Consider the following 19,811-nt stretch of genomic DNA (forward strand, 5'->3'; position numbering starts at 1 on the left):
GTTTTGACAGCGCCTTCAAGAATTACCTTTTGGTAGTTTCTTTAGAATCCCTGCTGCTTCAGCGCAGGGAGTGTCAAGAAGGTCTGAAACTTTTGCACAGCAGGAAGTTCAGACTCGTGTAAGACGAAAATTATTACGGTGTGATAGTCAAAGGGCGGAAGGTGGGTTGTAGTTGTTCCACCGCTGCATTGGTTTCAATGTAGTGACTTCGATCACTGGTAACACGGACTTGGTTCACTCAATATTTTCAGTATTATCACGGAAAAAAACCAGCACCATCACTTGCTCTTAGGAGAAACCACGAGATGATTAAGGTGTCGAGTTCAAAACAATCCCATGTTTCAAGTTAATCTTCTCCCCGGCGCTATCAACGAATTAATTGCCACTGTCACCGATACTCACCGCGTTACCAAAGCTGACCGCTACGGCATGATGGCCGCTATCCTGGATGAGTCCATCAGTGAAGAAGAACGTGGCTCACTCGATCGTCTGATTCGCTCCCTGGTCAAAGGTAGGATTCAAGTCAGTGATGAACTCTCCATCGTCTCGTAAGTAGAAAGCTCGTTGAGAACTCGACACTCTACAACAGCTTTCGATGGGGAAAGTTTAGATTAGTCACTGATATTGCGATCGGCCTCTACAAGGATAGCTTTTTTGTATAATGCACTTTTGACATAGACGATTAGCCTTCCCAACTTCATAAACATTATGACGGATACCATCCAGCATCTCATTGAGCCACACATTCAAGATTTGGGTGGATTCCAAGCCCGTCGCTTGCTTCCCTCAGACGTTTTAGCACTGGTAGGCCCGTTCATCTTCTTTGACCATCTCGGCCCTGCGGTGTTTCCACCCGGCCGGGGCGTGGATGTCAGGCCGCATCCGCACATCAACTTAGCAACCGTCACCTACCTGTTTGAAGGTGTTTTGCTGCATCGTGATAGTGTCGGCAGCGTTCAAGAAATCCGTCCCGGTGCGGTGAATTGGATGACAGCAGGGCGAGGCATTGTCCACTCTGAACGCACGCCTGACGACGATCGCAGCAAAGAAGCCATCCTGCATGGCATTCAAACCTGGATAGCACTTCCCGATGAATACGAAGAAACCGACCCCTGGTTTCGGCATCATCCGGCTTCTGAGTTGCCTGTTTGGGAGGATGCAGGAGTTTCGTTCACCCTAATTGCGGGTGAGGCCTATGGTCGTACTTCGCCAGTTCAAATATTTTCACCCATGATTTATCTGGACGTGGAACTAACTGCTGGAAGAGAATTTACCTTACCGGGTCATTACAGCGAACAGGCAGTTTACAGCGTAACAGAGGGGCTTTTGATCGATGGAGTGCCTCTGGAACAACATCGATTAGCTGTTCTCACTTCCGGCACTGAAGTGAACATTTCTGCTTCAGGCAAGGCTCGTTGTATTGTGATTGGCGGTGAACCTGTTGGTGAGCGACATAAGTGGTGGAATTTTGTTTCGAGTCGGCACTCGCGCATTGAGCAAGCTAAACTCGATTGGAGAGAGGGACGGTTTGCTCAGGTTCCTCAAGAGACAGAGTTTATTCCGTTGCCAGAAGAGCCACCTTCTCAAGCAGAGCAACCGTTGTGAATAACCGCAGCGATTTAAATTAAAAAACTGTTTTTTGATTCAGAATTCGTCTTTTTTACCTGACGGGGGGTTGTCACCCCGTCAGATTGGTGGATTGACAGCCGCGACAAATCATAATTTTTTTTACTTGATTAGAGCTTTTGTTTATACCATAAATATGCAACGCTCATTGAGTAGGTGAGAATATTGTAGGGATGATTGATTAATTAGCCCTAGAATTTTAGGATGGTAATTATATCAAGTCTGAGCGAGCGATCGCAATACCTGAGACTCTGGAGGCTTGACTAATAGTTGCACCAGGAATCCCAGTTCCGGGTGAACCCGTCCCTAAAGGATTGGGATGCTTTCGTAACTATCGGCCTATATTCCGCTTCATTTGATCGAGTTCTTCGTCTGCTTCCCAGCGTTGAAACTTTTCTTCTAAAGGATCTGCCGCATTAAAACTATTATAATTTGAACTCTGATTCCAACCCTTTGTATCCCAATTTGGCTCTGTTTTAGTGGTAGTTCGAGTTGCAGCTTCTGCCGCTTTTGCTCGGACTTCTTTTCGCCGTATTTGAATTTGGCGGTACAGTTCTTTTGCTTTTTCAATCCGTTCTTTGCAGCCTTGCATTTGACCCCAGCGCTGATTTCCCTGACGCAACAAAGCTGCTTGCCGCTCTTGGGCGGCTTGAGCTAAATCGAGCCTTTGAGCAGCTTTAGCTTTGTTGATGCGATCATTCCAGCGCTGAATTTCTTGAGCGGCGGAGAGAATTTCGGCTTGCAGTTTTTTCTCTTGTTTTTGAATATCAAGAATCAGCCGCAGAGTGTCTTCTTCTTGTTCCTTCAGTTGTTCTTCTATTGCCTGCAATTCGAGATGGGGATTGCTACGCAAAAATTCTTCTAATCTGGTTTCTAGAAAGCGGCTGAAATCATCAAATAAGCCCATTTTTTATAATTCCTCAGTCATCAGTTATGAGTCATTAGTCATTGGTCATTAGTTATTAGTCATTGGTTCTTAGTCACTGGCGATCGATTATCGATCCTGAGTTGTTAGTTATAGCAGAAGAAAGTTCGGTAACGAATTGGGGAAGCGATTTAACGGATAGAAGCAAGAAGCAATAAGAGCAATGGTTTCAGCAATTAAGAACGTCTTGGCGGTTCCTATATTATAACTGTTTTCACTGCTCGTCATATACAGCCCGATCGCTGCCCATTACCAATTACCGATGACCTAACTCATAACTAATGACTGATGACTAATGACTCATAACTGATGATTGATTAGAACTTTTGGCCGACAAAAACCGATCGCACATCTCCTCCCTTGCGAATCACTGCTTCTTGATTTTTGATTTCTGCCAGCGTCCAACCGCTAGCGCCGATGCTTTCGCCGACATAAATTCTGCGGGCTACGCCGTCTACTTCAAACAAAGCAGCCGATCGATCGCCCAACTCCAAAATCCCTACCAACGTGTGCGCGGAAGTTGGGGCGCTGCTGACGGCTGGTGCCGATTGCTCCGGCGCGGGCGCAGATTGCTGGGCTGGGGGCGCTGGTGCCGGTTCGGTTTCGCGAGCCAAAATCTTTGGCTGGGGAGACTCCGAGGAAGGGGAAGCAGCGAGGGGATCTCGATTGCCCGCAGCGGCGATCGCACGACCGGAGGCTGGAGCCACCGGCGAGGGCGAAACTGCGCTGGTTTGAGGAGCAGCCGGAGCAGCAGCTACCGGAGCAGCCGGAGCCACAGTCACCTGAGCGGGGGGAGGGATGACTACGACTTGGGGTGCTGGTGCTCCCGGCTGCGAGGCAGCTTGTTCGAGGGCATTAGCAATGCGGTTGACTGCTGTCGAAAGACCTGCGGTCGCGGGCGGCGCGCCGGAAATTGGAATGCTCGGCAGCGTCCCTGGGGTGGGTGCTCCGGGAACTCCTGCAAGTTGGGGGTTAGCTGGGGGTGCTTTTTTTTGTTCGATCGCATCTAGGGATCGCTGCACATATTCCACAAACGGAGTATCTGGTGCTGTTTTGCCACTTGCTGCGGGTGTCTCTGGTGCGGGGGCAGCGGCCAAGCGCACGAGTCCCGACCTGCTTGCGAGCCACAACCCCATGACTAGCAGCAGCGACCCAAATGCTGCTCCCAGCAGCATTCTGTCGAATGATTGTTTGGACTGCTGTTTTTTGGTTGTTTCTAGGGCGACTTGGCGGGCGATCGCTTCTACGTCTTTTTCGCCCCGCTGCGGCTGGGGGGGTGCCAACTGCGACAAAACTATTTGAGGTACCGAGATCGACTTGAGCGCCACGAATTCTGGCTGCACGGGTTCGGATGGCAGTCCGCCGCTAGCGTCGAATGCTCGATCGACTCCTTCAAACAGTTCGTCCATCAACTGATCGGCGTAGGACTCTACTGCCACTGCTTCGGCTGGCACTGTTTCCACCGTCGCCCTCACGGCGATCGGCTCTGACGCTGATTCCAAAGACATCTGTTTGGCGATTACTTTTTGAGGCATAGTTTTCTGTTTGCTCCCGCTCCTCGACAACCCTGAGATTCTCAACTTCAGACTTCTACAGGATACTTGTGATGTTGACCAATTCTTGGCTCAGAACAGGTCAATTGTATCTCACTCATCACCATATTTTTAGTCCTCGGTAAACTTACTTGGCCCGATCGACTTTTGTTTTACCTGTTTTGGGCCTTTCCGTCCCCTCTTTTCTGCTGCCAGTCTTATTTGCTTACCCAGACTTTTACACCACATTCTACTGCTTTTGTCAACCCCACCCTCCGGGGCTTCCCAGTTTTTGACACACAGCTTTACTTGAGGCGATCGCAAAAAAAGCGGCTTTTTTGCCGCTGTTTCCGCTTGCATTGCTGTTTTGACAAGGATTTCAGACTTTTATCCGTCTTAAGTTTTTGGTCAGTTTGCTTGACAGTTATAAAAAGCTGCAGATTTTATAACTTTAATAGTACCATAACTTCATCACAATTAGGTAATAAATTGTCAAAAGTTGCAAAATCGTCGGCTAAATAAGAATTATTCCTAATATTTTTTTTAGATTTTTTTACAACATTATTATTTGTAATATCACAATAAAAAAAATCCTTAATCTTAAATATAAGCTTAACTTATAATTGGGAGCGCGCGATCAAATTTTTGCAGAAAATAGCAAACTCTAAATTTGCCTGATTCAGCGCAGCAAGAAAATTGTCATTGCTGGAGCTTGACAGAGGATAAAAGCTGAGGGGAATATCCAGCGAAACTTGTGCAGCATCCCAACGGCGAGTTCCGGCTTTCCCATTAAAAATACAGGTTGGACGATCGCTCCGAATTGAGCGATAATAAAGGTACATAAATTAGGTGAGGCAACATCTCATGGTTAACGTTATCCGAGGCGATGTAGATAAACCAGAGTCATCTAGAAGGCTAGCTGAGTTCTTCGAGAAAAGAAGCGATATCGATGGCAGCTTATATCTAGGATACCCAATAATCGGAACCTCTCAGGGGGGCTATCAGATTGATGCTCTTTTGGTATCCAGAGAGCAGGGTGTTGTTATTTTTCACATTGTGGAAGGAAGTGAGATCAGCCAAAACATAGAAGAAAAACAAGATGAGAGCATAAATAAAATTCAATCTAAACTACTTCAACATAAATCTCTCACGAATAAAAGAAAATTAATGGTAGAACTTGGTGTGGTAACATATGCACCAGCTTGCCCTCATAAACCAGAGCGTTTAGACGATGAATATCCGGTTATAATTAGTGATTCAGAACTTACAAAATACTTGGAAAAACTAGAATGGCCATCATCGAGTGAATATTTTGAAGAACTTAACTCAGTCATACAAGCTATGACTTCCATAAGAAAAAGAAATCAGCGCACCTATGTTAAGCAAAAAGACTCCAGGGGAGCCAAGCTCTATAAACTAGAAGAATCCATCGCCAATTTAGACAGAAATCAAAGTGCAGCAGTAATTGAAACAGTCGAAGGTGTCCAGAGAATTAGAGGTCTTGCTGGTTCGGGTAAAACCATAGTTCTAGCTCTTAAAACTGCATATCTACACGCAAAACACCCCGATTGGAATATTGCTGTAACTTTTAATACCCGTTCGTTGAAAGGTCAGTTTAAGCAGCTTATTAATGCTTTTACTTTTGAGCATAAAAGTGAAGAGCCAGATTGGGAAAAAGTCAAAATAATTCATGCTTGGGGAAGTCCTTCAATAGAAGGAATTTATTATGAATTTTGCAAAAGACATAATATTGAATATCGAGATTTAAATTCAGCAAAAACGATGGCTAAATATGGTCAAGAGTTTGATAGAGTTTGTGAGGAAGCTCTTAATAAGATTAAAAATTATCAGCGGTATTATGATGCTATACTTATTGATGAAGCCCAGGATTTTTCTAAACATTTCTTGCGACTTTGCTATGAAATTTTGAAAGCTCCAAAAAGAATGGTTTATGCTTATGATGAGCTTCAAAATCTAAATAAAAAGACAATGGAATCACCGGAAGTCATCTTTGGCAAAGATGCTCATGGTAAACCACTTGTTCAACTTCAGAACAAACGAGGGGAACCGAAACAAGACATTATTTTAGAAAAATGCTACAGAAATTCTCGTCCCATCCTAACTTCTGCACACGCTTTAGGTTTTGGTATATATAGAAATGAAGGATTAATCCAGATGTTTGAAAATGCTGGATTATGGAGAGATATTGGTTATGAAGTAGAGGCAGGAAGCCTGGAAGATGGAAAATTTGTTAAGCTTTCTAGGACTAACAATACCAGTCCTAAGTTCCTGGAATCTCATTCACCTATTGAAGACTTAATTAGGTTAAAATCTTTTGACAGCAACAAAACACAAATAGAATGGCTAATAAATGAAATCGAAAAGAATCTTAAGGAAGATGAATTGAAAGGTGACGACATAATGGTTATCCACTCTAATCCACTTACAACTAGAGAGGCTGTTGGAGACGCTAGAGCTTTACTATTTGAAAAGGGGATTAACTCTAACCTTGCTGGAGTAACAACTTCACCAGATGATTTTTTTCGTGAAGAAACGATCACTTTTACGAGTATCAATAGAGCTAAAGGAAATGAAGCTGCAATGATATATGTGATCAATGCTCAAGAATGCTTTTCAGGTTATGAACTTGCCAGAAAAAGGAATATCTTATTTACTGCAATGACAAGAAGCAAAGCTTGGCTAAGAGTATTAGGTTATGGTGAAAATATGAGAGGTTTAGTAGAAGAATTTAATAAAATTAGGGAAAAAAAGTTTGTTCTTGAATTCACTTATCCTACAGAAGAAGAGCGAAAAGAAATGAATCTTATTAATAGAGAGATAAACCAAAAAGAACGCGGTCTTATAGCTAAGTCACGTAGTAGCCTACAAGACCTGCTTCAAGCTCTTGAAAAAGGTGAAATCCAGAAAGAAGATTTACAAGATTTAGTAAATCAACTCAAAGACAAGCTTTGAGAATCTTGAACATACCCAGCAACTAATCTAAAATTCTTGTCCTGCATCAAGTAAAATCTAATTTATGAATACGTTTAATGACTACCCCTAAAGAGATTTGCCAAGAAATCAATGAAATTACTCGAAAATTAATATTTATTGGTTTATCGGTTGAACAAAATTATGTTTCATCTACACAGACTGGTAAAGGTAGTTATAAAATCGCATATTCTGGAATGCAGGATCTCTCAATAGTATTGAAAAATGTTGATTACAAAGAGATGTATGAGGAATTAGATAGAAATGACAACTATAATATCAAAATGATTGATGGTGCGTTAATCCAGTTAATGTATACTTATGAAAATTCTAGTTTAATTTCACATAGATTAGCCTTCTTTCCATCACCATTTTTGGAAAACTTTCAGAATGATCCGGAGATTTATGAAAAGGACGAAATATATGCAGACATAATAGCAAAAAATATATTGCCAGTACCAATTAGATTTGATTACGATCCAGACAACCATCAGGAATTAGATCACCCGAAATCCCATCTAACTTTGGGACAATTCAAAAATTGTAGAATACCTGTTTGTTCTCCCATAGCACCCAGTACATTCATATCTTTTATTCTTCGTAGTTTTTACAACACCGCATTTAAAAAATTCACAGCTCAACTTACATTTTCCAGTAAGCTTTTTCAGAAAACTATAACTTCCGGAGAAAAAAAGATATTGCACATAGCTATTGAATGACAAAATAAATTAGCATACTTAACTGTAAGTAAGTGGGTACAAATAAACATCACGTGGGGAGGGCTGGTTTTGCCACAGTAAACTCGATTCTAGTATAGAAGCTACGTTAAACCAGGCCCTACAAGACCCTACAATATATTATTGTTTTTTCGTGATGTTCTACAGCACAACCTAAATTAACCAACCCGTTCGGCTAACTCCAACCAGCGCTCAGTCGCATGATCGATCTGCTGCGTCAACTGAGCTAAACGATCCGATAACTTCTTTACCTCCGCAAACCCGCTCGGAGCATTGTTAGACAACCTCTTCTCAATCTCTTGTTTCTCAGCTTCCATCTTCGGAATTTGACTTTCTAATTGTTCGTATTCTCGCTTATCATTGAAGGAAACTTTGGTAGATTTTTGAGTGGAGCTTTGGGATTTTGAATTATTAGATTCAGCCGCCGTGCGTGTAAGTTTTTCTTTTTCTTTTTGTCCTTTTATTTCCTTTGCTTCTTCGGCTTTCTTGTAGTCTAAATACACGGAATAATTGCCGGGATACAAGCGCAAATTGCCCCCAGGCTCCAAGGCGAAAACCATGTCGATCGTGCGATCGAGAAAATAGCGATCGTGGGACACCACAATCACGCAGCCGTTAAAATCTTCGAGATAATCCTCCAAAACCGCCAAAGTCTGCACGTCCAGGTCGTTTGTCGGTTCGTCCAAAATCAGCACATTCGGCGCACTCATCAGCACTTTCAACAGAAATAACCGGCGCTTTTCCCCGCCCGAAAGTTTGTTAATCGGTGCATACTGTTGGTTCGGTGGAAACAGAAACTTTTCCAACATTTGAGAAGCGGTAATGATTTCCCCATCCGCCGTTTGCACCAACTCGGCCACACTTTTCAAGTATTCAATAACTCGCTGGTCTTCGTTCGGCGTCAAATCCTCTGAATGCTGGTCAAAATAACCGATATGAATGGTTGTGCCAATTTCGACAGTACCCGAATCCGGCTGAATGCGTCCGGTGATGATATCCATCAGCGTCGATTTTCCCGCACCGTTGCAGCCAATAATTCCTATCCGGTCTTCGGGTGTGAAATTGTAGGTAAAATCTTTAATTAAAGTGCGATCGCCGTAAGCTTTACAGATATTCAGTAACTCAATCACCTTCTTACCAATCCGGCGGCCGGCTGTGGCAATTTCGACTTTGCCGTTGGCTGTTTTGAATTCCTGGGCTCGCATATCTTTAATGCGATCGATCCGAGCTTTTTGCTTGGTACTGCGCGCTTTCGGCCCGCGTTTGAGCCATTCCAATTCGCGCCGCAATACACCCGCGTGTTTGCGAACACTGCTGGCGGCGGATTCTTCAGCTAAGGCTTTTTTCTCCAAGTAATAAGCGTAATTGCCAGCATAATTGTAAAGGTCGCCGCGATCGATCTCTAGGATGCGATTGGTAACGCGATCGAGAAAATAGCGATCGTGCGTAATCAGCAGCAAAGCACCGCGATAGCCGTTCAAATAGTTCTGCAACCACTCAACTGACAGCGCATCCAAGTGGTTTGTCGGTTCATCCATCAGCAACACATCGGGCTCGGACAACAAGGCTGTTGCTAAGGCAATTCGCTTGCGGTAGCCGCCGGACAAATCGGCAATTTTCGCATCAAAATCCTCAATCCCCAACTTGGTCAAAATCAATTTCGCCTTGGTTTCCAAATCCCACGCATCCACCTCATCAATGCGTTCAGACACTGCAGACAGACGCGCCATCAACTTGTCTGTATCGCCTTTGCCGTGGGACAATTGAGCGGAAATTTCCTCGTATTCTCGCACTAAAGCCATTTGTTCGCCACTGTCGGCAAATACTTGCTCTAAGACAGTGTGATTTTCGTCTAAATCCGGCTGTTGGGGGAGATAGACAATTGTAGACCCTGGATTGACCCAGCGATCGCCAGAGTCGATCGACTCCATACCGGCAATCATTTTCAGCAGGGTTGATTTGCCGGAACCGTTGGTGCCGATGAGTCCGACTTTATCGCCTTCATCGAGGCTGAAGCTGGCATCTGTCAAGAGTTCCTTGATGCCGAAGTCTTTTTTGATCGATCGCAGAGTAAAAATAGTCATGAGTATATAAAATTATTCACCTAACTTTTGACATAGATGAGCGAATTGCGGTACTTTAGGTTATATCATGTATTGTACCGGATCTGCGATGCAATAACTAAAACAAAGGGCTAACCATTCGTTATTAGTTGCTCTTCTAAAGATGAAGGCTCATAAAAATAGTTAGCATAGAGATTTATATTGCTAAGTTTCCGAACTGGCAATAGGGGAGATAAGATAATAATGAAGAGTTGAGATTAGTATAAATGAAAATAGATCGTATTACCAGCAATCCAAAGCGGATGAATGGGCAACCATGTATTCGCTTTGGATTGCTGTTCGTCGGGTGATTGAGCTGCTAGCAACTTATCCCGATCAAAAAGAACTACATCAAGAGTTTCCAGAACTAGAGGATGAAGATATCCGACAAGCTCTAGTTTTTGTACCCTCTTACCTTGACGCTCGCATCATTGAGCTACCCGATCGCTATGAAGTTGTTGCTTTCCGAGACCCATTTTTATTAGCAGCAATTGATTGAGGAATTGCCACCTATTCAGTGGCATTAGTAACCTGGGATAACCAGCGGAATCACATATACTAAAAACACATTAATTAGTATAAAAATGATTAATATACCTACTATTATTGCTGCTATTGATCTCATTTTTTTCCGCACTTTTATTGGCACATTTAAACTTGAATATTCAATTAATAACTCCCAAAAAATTGGCACAAATATTACCCATAAATAATTTTTAGAAAAACGCCCTGTCTTTTTTAAGATATTCCACCAAAAATTATCTGCTCTTGTTTCATAATTTTCTAATATCTGCTGATAGCTGGACAATTTAGACTTATATAAAGTGTTATTAATCACATTAAGTAAATCCTTGGAAAACGGCGTACGTCCCAGAACTGCCATAGCATACTCTTCTGTTGGCTTGTTGCCAGTTAAATACCTGGTTGTTGATGAGCTATTTGGGTAGATAGTGTATTCCAAATTTTCGTATGGTTCTCTCTTTGGTTGTTCTGGTTGATCGACTCCCTTTTTAAGGAGATTCGCGACAATAAGTGCATCACTAGCATATGCGTTTACATCATTTACCTCAAGAGCATTTAAAGCTTCACGACCACTATCATACTCAACAAATTTAAGGTTGTTCTTACTTAAGACTTCTAATGTAGTAGATTCTTTAACCACACCAATTTTAATCTCCTTTAGCTCTATAAGTTTTGAATTCAACTTGTCAGCTAATTCTTCTTTTAATAAAAGCTTCACACCTGTTTTATAGAAAGGCTGTGAAAATTCAATACCTTCACCAGTTGGAAGCTTACCAGATGATATTGAATTTGGACCGCATTCAATATCAATTATACCTTTTTTCAAGCCATAATATCTAGGTGCAACGAATCCTTTATGTTGATTCACAATAGGAATGTATTTAACTTTGATTTGTTGACCCTTACTAGCTAACTCCTTCTGTAGCTCTTTACCAAAAGTGCCGCAAAACCCTTCAGCAGAATTTGGTTTATAAATATTATTTTCAAAAAAAACTCTCATAAAATTATATTCGGGAAAAAATTGACTCAAAAAATTTACATTAATATTATTTCCGATCGGGTAAACAGAAGTCCTAACTCCCAGTTTGAGCGGATTAGGTAACTGAGTTGGCGAAGTTTGCGAAACAGCAGGAACATAACTCAAAATACAAGCAAGACACGCTAAAGCCAAAATTATCCCAAGTCGAAAATTTTTGACAACCGCAAGTACAGAACTCATAACAAGAGAAACTCCACCTCTAATATGGATTAAGAGCTGCATTATTGTGGTCATAAAATTGTGTACTCCCAAAAAATAAGTGTTACGGAGATGACGCTCTACTTGATTAAGTAGCGTCTCAGTCGTTACAAGGCTATTTACGTAGTAGAAAAGACCGACGGATTCAAAGCTGTTGATACAGCATCTGCTGCCGGAGTGAAATCTGACGGCTTTTTCGTGCGTTCTAAGTAGTTATTGAACAACTCTTACAATTATATACAGCGCTATTTTACATTATTCCGTACAAAACTCTAAATTAGATTCTGCCGATCGCACCGAGTCGTATAACTCCTAATTCGCAAAGCAGTCGCCGCCGGAGCAACTCACAATGAACCGCAAAAACACAGTTTTATTAGTAACATGAGTTTCAAGAATCAGATGCCCACATTGGGAAATTATTTAGAGTGCATAAAGCGCCAAACCATGCTTAAAAATACACTAACACAAGGTGCTAAAAAGCTGCTAGGCGGTAAATAAATCATATCCGGGTTGTTTCCCCTCGATAATTATGAGATTTAAATCGCGACTAAACAAACAAAGTTAGTCTTTCAAGACCAAGAGATAAAAGGAGTATTCAAACCGGATTTGCAATTGCAAGAAATTTTATGACAACTTTTGACCATCCAGCGGCCGCAGCATTGCTCACCATCGCGCTCTCCGATCGAGCCACGCGATCTTACTGTACAAAAGCCCGATCGCTCAATTCGCTCTATAAGTTCTCGGTGTCATACCTGTAAATTACCGAAACTATTTGCTGAAATGGCTCTAGAGAAAGATTGAGGAGGCTGAATGAAAAGCCCGATCGCCCTGCCAATTGAACAAATCACCAAATTCTGCCAACAGTGGTAAATAATCGAACTCTCCCTCTTTGGTTCTGTCCTTCACGACAACTTTCATGCAGACAACGACATCGATATCCTAATTGCTTTTGCCCCCACGGCCAACTGGGGTCTACTCGATCGCGCCCAAATGCAGGAAGAACTCGAAGCAGTGCTAAGTAGACCAGTCGATCTAATGAGTAAACGGGCGATCGAGCGCAGTTCCAACTGGATTCGCCGTCAAGAAATTCTCTCTACCGCTAAAACTATCTATGTCAAATAACCGCGATCGCGCTTCCTTAATCGATCGCTCTTTTTATTTCAACAACTGCTTCTCCCGCTTTACCCGTTGCGCGATCGGGTATTGATAAGAAGTCGTGCCGATCGACTGCTTCAACAGATCGGCGAAAAGTCCGTTAAGGTTATCTGTTTTCAGCCGAGATTAGGCAAGCAAAATCCTTGGCTTTGTTGGTAAGTGCAAGCGATCGCCCATCAGTATAACACATCACTGCAACCGACCTTATGCTAAGTTATTGTTGGAATTAGGAGCGATCGCCCGCGCCAGCAAAAAAGGAGGATCTACAAAAATGGGTAAAGGCAGGTTAGAAGCATTCAGCGATGGTGTAATCGCCATTCTCATCACCATTATGGTACTGGAATTGAAAGTGCCCCATGAACCTGATTTAGCTGCGCTGCGTCCGCTAGTTCCAGTATTTCTGAGCTATGTACTCAGTTTTATTTATCTTGGTATCTACTGGAACAACCACCATCACTTGTTACAAGCGACTCGGCAGGTCAATGGTAATGTGTTGTGGGCTAATCTGCATCTGCTGTTCTGGTTGTCACTCATTCCCTTTGTCACTGGCTGGACAGGCGAGAATCACTTCGCTGCGTGGCCAGTTGCGCTTTATGGCACAGTGCTGTTGTTGGCTGCGATCGCTTACTTCATTCTTACTCGTGTTCTTATTTCTCACCACGGTAAAGAATCCACTCTGGCAATTGCACTTGGGCGAGACTTTAAGGGTAAAGTATCAGTGGTGATTTATACCGTAGCAATCCTGCTTTCCTTTGTCAACTCATGGTTGGCTTTCATGCTGTATGTTTTAGTTGCAATTATGTGGCTGATCCCCGATCGGCGTATTGAGAAGATTCTGACTTCCTGAAGAATGTTCCACAAAAAGCCATCGCCAGCCAGCTAACACTTCGCTTTACCAATTAACAAATGACAATTCATCAAAACGGACTTTTTGTTGAACCTGGTCAAGGTCGTTCTTACTACTTTGGTCAAGACCTCTCTTCTATACCTTCAAAGCAATTGGTGAAGAGACAGGGGAAGCCTATGCGCTTTGTGAGGTAATTGTTGCACCTGGTGGCGGTGCGCCAACCCATCGGCACTACCGAGAAAATGAATCATTTTATGTTCAAGACGGAGAGATTGAATTCCAGCTTGACGATCGTACTTTCCTGGCGACGGCTGGAACCTTCCTTCATTCACCGAAAGGCCAGCTTCACCGATTTACTAATACCACCGCTACACCCGCTAAAATTCTGGTTTGGGTCACTCCTGCTGGCTTTGAGAAATTTATTGCCGAAGTTGGAAAGGCCGTCAATAGTGAGATTACCCTTGGAGCATCCTTGAGCCCTGAAGACCTTGACAAAATTCTTACTACTGCTCCCAAGTACGGTATCGAGATCGTACCTCCACCCTCTGAGGAGTGTGCCTAGATAGCAATCACTCTTGAAGTCATGGTAGAAATATTGAGACTAAAAATAGTTTAAAGCAGTTTCTACGATTCTGAATTGTCTATTAATTCACTTTGTTGACCAGAATAAAAGCGATCTTCTCAAATCTCGGTCAACTCGTAAAGACAACTGATATCGTTTCCGGTGGCATCGGTATTTTTCAAATGTCCAAACTGTCATTTGTCCCAAAATCATAATTTTAGTCAACACTCAACAATCATGAGGAGTGCAATCCGAATTGATATTACTTGACTTATATCTAGAGACTGGTTGTTTCAACAAAAGCTTCTATACCTTTAGGAATAGATAAACCCGCCCCGATTTAACCAGACAAAAATAAGGTTTTGAGTAAAAAGACAGGGGGGGAAAGTACGAATGCAGATTGTAGGGTTTCCTTGCCTGTCATTCCCAAGTGCGATCGCCGAAGATAAGAGTATAGAAATTAAACGGCTGGTTTTCACCCGCCCTTACACAAAATGAACTCACAACTAGAACAACAAGTAACAATTCTACAAGACGAAACAGCAGCGGCAGGGAATTCAGCCAACCCAACAGTTGAGACTCATGTATTCGCCTCAGAATTTGCAACAGAGGAAAAAGTCAGAGTGGAAGAATTTAAGATTAGCGCCGACAGTTTAATTGCTAAAGTCAAAGAACTAATTCAGCAAGGAAAACTCCGCCGCCTCGTCATCAAAAACTCGCAAGGGCGGACTTTGGCAGACATTCCGCTGATGGCTGGATTGGTAGGCGGCGTTGCAGGATCGGTAGTCTTTCCAATTGCTGCTGTACTGGCTACAGTTGGGGCAGTTGCAGCTCACTTGACTGTAGCCATCGAGCGCAAAGAATAGTCCTTAGTAATTAAAAATCTTCTCTTCAAGTCCGCGAAGGCGGACTTTGTTTGTTTAGTAGCGATTTCAATCGCCGAATTGTCTGATCAACGCAAATTATCCGGTACTCTCGCCGCAGGTTGGTCTAAATAATTGTAAACAATGCGCGAAATCCGACGGACAAAATCTCTCACAATCGGGTCATTGTAAGGACGTTTGACAAAGATTGCGGCTAAATAACGCTTGCCGTTGGGCATATCAATAATTCCTGCATCGCCAACTACAAAGCCGATATCTCCAGTTTTGTCAGCAATAACTGCGCCAGGGCCCAAACCGGAAGGCAAAAGCGTTCTAGTTGTTGTGTGCCGCAGTAATTCTAAAGCTTGTTCCCGACTCGATTCAGAGACTAATTTATCGCGAGACAGCATCGCCAGCAACTTTACCATATCCACAGAACTTGTGGTATTTGTTCCTTGAAAATCTCCCAACCAATTGCGAATTCTGGTATCAGTTAATCCCCAACTGCGAAAACGCTCGTTGAGTTTAGCAATTCCCCCCAAACGTTCAATAATCATGTTGGTGGCTGTATTGTCGCTGATGGTAATCATTTTATCTACGGTTTCTTTGATGCTAAACCGAGTTCCATCAGGTTCGTCTTGCATAGTTCCAGAACCGCTGGCAACTAAGTCGGACTTCATAACTAATGTTTCGTCGAGGCTAACTTTGCCTGCGTCTACATCTTGATAAAAAGCAATCAGAATTGGTAGTTTGATGGTACTCGCGGCCGGAAATACTCGATCGCCCTTGATATCCAAATAGTTTCCTGTATCTAAATCCAGAAAAAACATTCCGGCGCTGAGGGATCTATACTGTTCGATCGCACTTTCGATTTGAGGCTTGATGGCTGTCATTTCCGAGCCTGCTGACATTGCCAAATCAGTGGAATAGTTTCTCTGATTTCCCGGCGCAACAGTGGGTCTAACTTGACCTGCTGCTTGTTCTATGCGGGTAATAGCTGTGGGGATAAAAGACTCATTTCCAGCTATTTGCTGGGGATTTGGCAACTGAAACGACCAGCGCGTGGCAGATTCTCTAATGACTCGGACTTGTTGCGGGTCTAACTTATAACCGGGAGTTAATTCTATTACTAACCTGGTAGTTCCGGTGTCAAACTGCCCAACTCTAATTTGTTGAATAGCTGAGTTGTAACTTTGAGGGCTTTCGGGATATTCCAAGACTATTCCCGGTAGGTCAATTACTAAGCGGGTGGGATTGGCGATTAGTTTAACTTCCGGCTGAACTCCTGAATCTGTGGTTAAATTGAGTTGGTTTTCCCTGGGATCGAAGTGCCAAGATGTTAGTGTATCAGCTTTTGCGGGCAGGGCGATCGAGAAAAGGCTAAGGGCGGCCGGCAACAGCCATCGCAGTTTAGGAGTCATGTGTGAAGAGAAAGAGTTTAACGGCTGCAACGAGAAAGCGGCTGAAAAAACCTGATCAACCGCTTTCGAGACGAAGCACCTAGCATCATACAGTCAACTTTTGCCTGCAGCCGTAATTTTTTTTATTTTCTTTGAGAATAGTCGGTTTCCGGGACTGATCTCAAATCCGCTTCTACTACCTCTTTTTTTTCCAGTCTCGCCCAGGCGGACGAAAGTTTGTACAGTTGTGGATTCTCTTGGCATAATTCTTGTTTTGCAGACAAAAATTTTATTCGCGTGAGATGAATTCAAGTTAGGCGAGTTCGCGATTTCTAGCATCTTCGAGGGAGTCGATCGCGGCTTTGAGAAAAACTTTTCCTTTAGCAACAAATCGGCGATCGCTCAAAGGATCGTAAGCTTCCCAATTACCGCTAACTTCGCGATCGCGCCACAAAAACCAGCAGCGGTAGATTTCCCCGCTATCTATATCATCGCACAAAGCCAGCCAATCATCCCCTGTGAGAGCGCTAGCATCTAATGCTACCAATTCCATCCATGCAAGCGCAGTGCAGGCATCGATCGCCTCAGCATCAACCGAGTCAGATTTGGTAGCTATAGGTTGTGGCGAACACAGTGTAGACTTCATAATTTCTCCTTAATTAAATTAAATCAATCAATGAATTTGCCTATTTATGGAACTGACCCGGTACGCCGAGTGGAAAAACTGTGTTTTGATAAATTTCTGGTTCGTCAAATTTACCAGCCGCTGATGCTTCTGTTAAATTATTAAGTGTATTAATTGTGAAAATGGCGGCGGTTCCCAAAGCGGCCATTGCCAGCCTGTGTAAGATTTTGCTCATTTGGCTGCTCCTTTTTTGCTTGGTGTATCTACTCTAAAAAGTTAAGTGGTGATTAGTGGCGGAGATTGGGGAGTTAAGAAAAACTTTTTATCCTCAAATATATTCAACTGTTGAAGCCGTTATCAGGACAGAGTTTCAGGAGTCGATCGCCCAAAAACCCTCTCGCAGTAAAATTCCTTAAATTCCGGCTGGTTGATTATCTTCCTTAAAATCGCCCAAAATAGGAACTTAAGGCGTTAAAATTTCTAGATTCGTTCCCCTTTCACTGCAAGCGAAGTGCTCAAGTCAAAACGCGATCGCGGTCGCATTCTCACTGCCTCTGGCTTAAAGAAACTTAACGAGGCGCTCCAAGAATGGTCTGACCGACATAACATTAGAGGTACTCTGACTGAAATCGAGGCTGAATCTGGCGTCGGTGCGGATACAGTCAGCAAAATTAAGCAGGGTAGAGAAGGTGCGGATTTGAGTAAAATTCGACAGTTGTTCGCGGCTTTTGAAATGACTCTGGCTGCTAGCGACCATCGATCGGCTAAACTTGAGGAACCGACAAATTTAGACGAGCTGGACAATTCGCCGGCAGCGGAAGATACAGCCAGCAACAGAATTGTTAAAGTATTTGTCAGTTATCGTAGCGCCGAACCCGATCGCGAGTTAGGAAAAGAGTTAGAAACGGCCTTAAGCGCGATCGGGCATACAGTTTTCACAGCAGAAAATAACATTAGATTAGGAGATAATTGGTTCGATCGCATTAATTCATTCCTCCAAGAATGCGATTATTTGCTGCTACTGTTGCCGCCAACGGGAAATCAAAGCGAACTGATAACATATCAAGTTCAGCAAGCAAAAGAACTGCAAGACTCCCGCCCTGACAAGAAACCAATAATTCTCCCCATCCGCGTCGGTTTTCCGCTAAATGCGCCTCTAAATCACGACTTGCGGGGCTATCTCTACCGCATCAAACAGAGGGAATGGAAAACCACCGCCGACACTCCAATTATTATCGAAGAGGTTCTGAATTTACTAGCAGAAGAACCCACACCAGTTACCGAAGAAACGGACAATTTAACACAAAAACAGCTATTAGAAATTAGCAGCGACGAAATACCTCTACCCGCCGCTGAACCGGAATTACCGGGAGGACAAGTCGATGTTGCTTCTCAATTTTATGTAGAACGCCCGCCCATCGAAGAACGCTGTTATCAAACTATTGTGCAGCCCAGCGCCTTAATTAGAATCAAAGCACCAAGACAAATGGGCAAAACTTCATTGATGGCAAGAATTTTGCATCACGGAGCTCGTCAAGGCTATTGCACCGTGCCGCTAACTTTTCAGTTAGTAGATAAAGGCGTCTTTGCCAACTTAGATAAATTCTTAAAATGGTTTTGCGCTTACGTCGGCCGCGAGTTGCACTTACCCAATCAATTAGACGATTATTGGGACGAGATTTTTGGCAGCAAAGTCAACTGCAAAGATTACTTTGAAAAATACATTTTGCCGCAAATCGACAGTCCTTTAATTTTAGGATTAGACGAGATCGATCGCGTTTTCCAATATCCCGACATTGCCGAAGACTTTTTAGGACTGCTGCGGGCGTGGCACGAAGAATCCAAGCGGCGAGAAATCTGGAAAAAACTGCGATTAATTGTAGTTCACTCCACCGAAGTTTACATCCCAATGAACATCAATCAATCGCCTTTCAACGTCGGACTGCCTGTAGATTTGCCCGAATTCAACTCTCAGCAAATACAAGATTTAGCAGAGCGCCATAATTTGAATTGGTCGGATGCAGAAGTTGAAAACTTAATGAAAATTGTCGGCGGTCATCCGTATTTAGTGCGAGTTGCATTATATCACATTTCGCGATCGGATTTGACACTCGATGAATTAAAAGAAACTGCGATCGCAGATGCGGGAATTTACAGCGACCATTTGCGTCGGCAGTTGTGGAATTTGGAAGAATATCCTGAGTTAGCGCAGGGTATGAGAGAGATTGTGGCGGCCGACTCTCCGGTGCAATTAAAGGCGATGCAGGCGTTTAAATTAGACAGTTTGGGGTTGGTGAAGTTGCAGGGGAACGAGTGCGTGCCGAGGTGCGAACTGTACCGACAATATTTTAGATCGCACTTAAGCGCGATCGTGTAAAATTTGATGCGTAACTGCGGCAAGTAATAATCAGGTGAATGATACCCATGAACGATATTTTTTTGATAACATCCGATAATTGGCTAGACTGGATAGCCGTGTTTGGTTATCTAGGTTTTACTGCTTTCATTGCATGGCGCGTGTTCACCACAAAGTAGATATATCATGAAATTACCTTCTTCCTCTTCTTCTTTCATTCTTCGCGTCCTTCGCGCCTTCGCGGTTCGTTGAACTGTAAGGATTCAGGTCAAAAAAACTTCGGTGACAAAAGCTGGTAAAATAAACCAATGAAAAAGCCCCCAGCAACCAG

At 43.2% G+C, this 19,811-nt stretch carries 18 protein-coding genes; 11 read left to right on the forward strand and 7 right to left on the reverse strand.

What is annotated here, in order from left to right:
- The first annotated feature begins 336 nt into the window (after positions 1 to 336).
- Positions 337 to 552 (forward strand): hypothetical protein, encoded by a 216-nt coding sequence (locus tag QT979_RS26515; protein ID WP_190659239.1) that lies wholly within the window; start codon positions 337 to 339, stop codon positions 550 to 552.
- A gap of 156 nt (positions 553 to 708) precedes the next feature.
- Positions 709 to 1,605 (forward strand): pirin family protein, encoded by an 897-nt coding sequence (locus QT979_RS26520; protein ID WP_333213418.1) that lies wholly within the window; start codon positions 709 to 711, stop codon positions 1,603 to 1,605.
- A gap of 352 nt (positions 1,606 to 1,957) precedes the next feature.
- On the opposite strand, the gene QT979_RS26525 is transcribed toward QT979_RS26520, so the two are convergent.
- Entirely contained in the window at positions 1,958 to 2,533 is a 576-nt protein-coding gene (locus tag QT979_RS26525) for a TIGR04376 family protein (RefSeq protein ID WP_333312151.1), read from the reverse strand.
- Between the two features lie 335 nt (positions 2,534 to 2,868).
- The gene (locus QT979_RS26530; protein WP_333312152.1) at positions 2,869 to 4,086 is read right to left on the reverse strand and encodes a hypothetical protein; all 1,218 of its coding nucleotides are present in this window, start codon (positions 4,084 to 4,086) and stop codon (positions 2,869 to 2,871) included.
- Between the two features lie 861 nt (positions 4,087 to 4,947).
- Between QT979_RS26530 and QT979_RS26535 the strand changes: the two genes are divergently transcribed.
- Together QT979_RS26535 and QT979_RS26540 are read left to right on the forward strand one after the other, a co-directional pair.
- Positions 4,948 to 7,056, forward strand: coding sequence for an ATP-binding domain-containing protein (locus tag QT979_RS26535; protein ID WP_333312153.1), 2,109 nt, complete (start codon positions 4,948 to 4,950; stop codon positions 7,054 to 7,056).
- A gap of 77 nt (positions 7,057 to 7,133) precedes the next feature.
- The gene (locus QT979_RS26540) at positions 7,134 to 7,793 is read left to right on the forward strand and encodes a DUF2290 domain-containing protein (protein WP_333312154.1); all 660 of its coding nucleotides are present in this window, start codon (positions 7,134 to 7,136) and stop codon (positions 7,791 to 7,793) included.
- A 176-nt stretch (positions 7,794 to 7,969) separates the two neighbouring features.
- Here QT979_RS26540 and QT979_RS26545 read toward each other — a convergent pair whose 3' ends face one another.
- Positions 7,970 to 9,895, reverse strand: a complete 1,926-nt coding sequence (locus tag QT979_RS26545) for an ABC-F family ATP-binding cassette domain-containing protein (RefSeq protein WP_333312155.1) — start codon at positions 9,893 to 9,895, stop codon at positions 7,970 to 7,972.
- Between the two features lie 295 nt (positions 9,896 to 10,190).
- Between QT979_RS26545 and QT979_RS26550 the strand changes: the two genes are divergently transcribed.
- The gene (locus QT979_RS26550; RefSeq protein WP_333213410.1) at positions 10,191 to 10,412 is read left to right on the forward strand and encodes a DUF433 domain-containing protein; all 222 of its coding nucleotides are present in this window, start codon (positions 10,191 to 10,193) and stop codon (positions 10,410 to 10,412) included.
- A gap of 24 nt (positions 10,413 to 10,436) precedes the next feature.
- On the opposite strand, the gene QT979_RS26555 is transcribed toward QT979_RS26550, so the two are convergent.
- A complete protein-coding gene (locus tag QT979_RS26555; protein WP_333213409.1) occupies positions 10,437 to 11,708 on the reverse strand; it encodes a transporter substrate-binding domain-containing protein in 1,272 nt (423 codons plus the stop codon).
- A gap of 590 nt (positions 11,709 to 12,298) precedes the next feature.
- On the opposite strand from QT979_RS26555, the gene QT979_RS26560 reads away from it, so the two are divergent.
- The 5 genes from QT979_RS26560 (at position 12,299) to QT979_RS26580 (ending at position 15,102) form a co-directional block, all read left to right on the forward strand.
- Positions 12,299 to 12,430: a hypothetical protein gene (locus QT979_RS26560; RefSeq protein WP_333213408.1), complete on the forward strand. Its 132-nt coding sequence runs from the start codon at positions 12,299 to 12,301 to the stop codon at positions 12,428 to 12,430.
- A 115-nt stretch (positions 12,431 to 12,545) separates the two neighbouring features.
- Positions 12,546 to 12,794, forward strand: a complete 249-nt coding sequence (locus tag QT979_RS26565; RefSeq protein WP_333312159.1) for a nucleotidyltransferase domain-containing protein — start codon at positions 12,546 to 12,548, stop codon at positions 12,792 to 12,794.
- A gap of 253 nt (positions 12,795 to 13,047) precedes the next feature.
- Complete coding sequence (locus QT979_RS26570) at positions 13,048 to 13,674, forward strand: TMEM175 family protein (protein WP_333312156.1); 627 nt, start codon at positions 13,048 to 13,050, stop codon at positions 13,672 to 13,674.
- 193 nt (positions 13,675 to 13,867) lie between these two features.
- A complete protein-coding gene (locus QT979_RS26575) occupies positions 13,868 to 14,236 on the forward strand; it encodes a cupin domain-containing protein (RefSeq protein WP_333312160.1) in 369 nt (122 codons plus the stop codon).
- A 494-nt stretch (positions 14,237 to 14,730) separates the two neighbouring features.
- A complete protein-coding gene (locus QT979_RS26580; RefSeq protein WP_333223331.1) occupies positions 14,731 to 15,102 on the forward strand; it encodes a DUF4342 domain-containing protein in 372 nt (123 codons plus the stop codon).
- Between the two features lie 86 nt (positions 15,103 to 15,188).
- On the opposite strand, the gene QT979_RS26585 is transcribed toward QT979_RS26580, so the two are convergent.
- The 3 genes from QT979_RS26585 to QT979_RS26595 all read right to left on the reverse strand — a co-directional run bounded on the left by QT979_RS26585 (position 15,189) and on the right by QT979_RS26595 (position 17,359).
- Complete coding sequence (locus tag QT979_RS26585) at positions 15,189 to 16,520, reverse strand: serine hydrolase (RefSeq protein WP_333312157.1); 1,332 nt, start codon at positions 16,518 to 16,520, stop codon at positions 15,189 to 15,191.
- A 292-nt stretch (positions 16,521 to 16,812) separates the two neighbouring features.
- Complete coding sequence (locus tag QT979_RS26590; protein WP_333213403.1) at positions 16,813 to 17,145, reverse strand: hypothetical protein; 333 nt, start codon at positions 17,143 to 17,145, stop codon at positions 16,813 to 16,815.
- Between the two features lie 40 nt (positions 17,146 to 17,185).
- Positions 17,186 to 17,359: a hypothetical protein gene (locus tag QT979_RS26595; protein ID WP_333040368.1), complete on the reverse strand. Its 174-nt coding sequence runs from the start codon at positions 17,357 to 17,359 to the stop codon at positions 17,186 to 17,188.
- Positions 17,360 to 17,635: 276 nt separating this feature from the next.
- Between QT979_RS26595 and QT979_RS26600 the strand changes: the two genes are divergently transcribed.
- On the forward strand, positions 17,636 to 19,501 hold the full coding sequence (locus QT979_RS26600) for an AAA-like domain-containing protein (protein ID WP_333312158.1): 1,866 nt from the start codon (positions 17,636 to 17,638) through the stop codon (positions 19,499 to 19,501).
- Positions 19,502 to 19,811: the final 310 nt, after the last annotated feature.

This window comes from Microcoleus sp. w2-18bC1 (assembly GCF_036700365.1).
Classification (GTDB): Bacteria; Cyanobacteriota; Cyanobacteriia; order Cyanobacteriales; family Microcoleaceae; genus Microcoleus.

Excerpts from the sequence above, each read along its gene's own strand:
- QT979_RS26550 (WP_333213410.1), top strand. The coding sequence starts at position 10,191 with ATGTATTCGCTTTGGATTGCTGTTCGTCGGGTGATTGAGCTGCTAGCA.
- QT979_RS26515 (WP_190659239.1), top strand. The coding sequence starts at position 337 with ATGTTTCAAGTTAATCTTCTCCCCGGCGCTATCAACGAATTAATTGCC.
- QT979_RS26555 (WP_333213409.1), bottom strand. The coding sequence starts at position 11,708 with ATGACCACAATAATGCAGCTCTTAATCCATATTAGAGGTGGAGTTTCT.
- QT979_RS26545 (WP_333312155.1), bottom strand. The coding sequence starts at position 9,895 with ATGACTATTTTTACTCTGCGATCGATCAAAAAAGACTTCGGCATCAAG.
- QT979_RS26525 (WP_333312151.1), bottom strand. The coding sequence starts at position 2,533 with ATGGGCTTATTTGATGATTTCAGCCGCTTTCTAGAAACCAGATTAGAA.
- QT979_RS26535 (WP_333312153.1), top strand. The coding sequence starts at position 4,948 with ATGGTTAACGTTATCCGAGGCGATGTAGATAAACCAGAGTCATCTAGA.
- QT979_RS26560 (WP_333213408.1), top strand. The coding sequence starts at position 12,299 with ATGACAACTTTTGACCATCCAGCGGCCGCAGCATTGCTCACCATCGCG.
- QT979_RS26595 (WP_333040368.1), bottom strand. The coding sequence starts at position 17,359 with ATGAGCAAAATCTTACACAGGCTGGCAATGGCCGCTTTGGGAACCGCC.
- QT979_RS26585 (WP_333312157.1), bottom strand. The coding sequence starts at position 16,520 with ATGACTCCTAAACTGCGATGGCTGTTGCCGGCCGCCCTTAGCCTTTTC.
- QT979_RS26540 (WP_333312154.1), top strand. The coding sequence starts at position 7,134 with ATGACTACCCCTAAAGAGATTTGCCAAGAAATCAATGAAATTACTCGA.
- QT979_RS26530 (WP_333312152.1), bottom strand. The coding sequence starts at position 4,086 with ATGCCTCAAAAAGTAATCGCCAAACAGATGTCTTTGGAATCAGCGTCA.
- QT979_RS26580 (WP_333223331.1), top strand. The coding sequence starts at position 14,731 with ATGAACTCACAACTAGAACAACAAGTAACAATTCTACAAGACGAAACA.
- QT979_RS26520 (WP_333213418.1), top strand. The coding sequence starts at position 709 with ATGACGGATACCATCCAGCATCTCATTGAGCCACACATTCAAGATTTG.
- QT979_RS26590 (WP_333213403.1), bottom strand. The coding sequence starts at position 17,145 with ATGAAGTCTACACTGTGTTCGCCACAACCTATAGCTACCAAATCTGAC.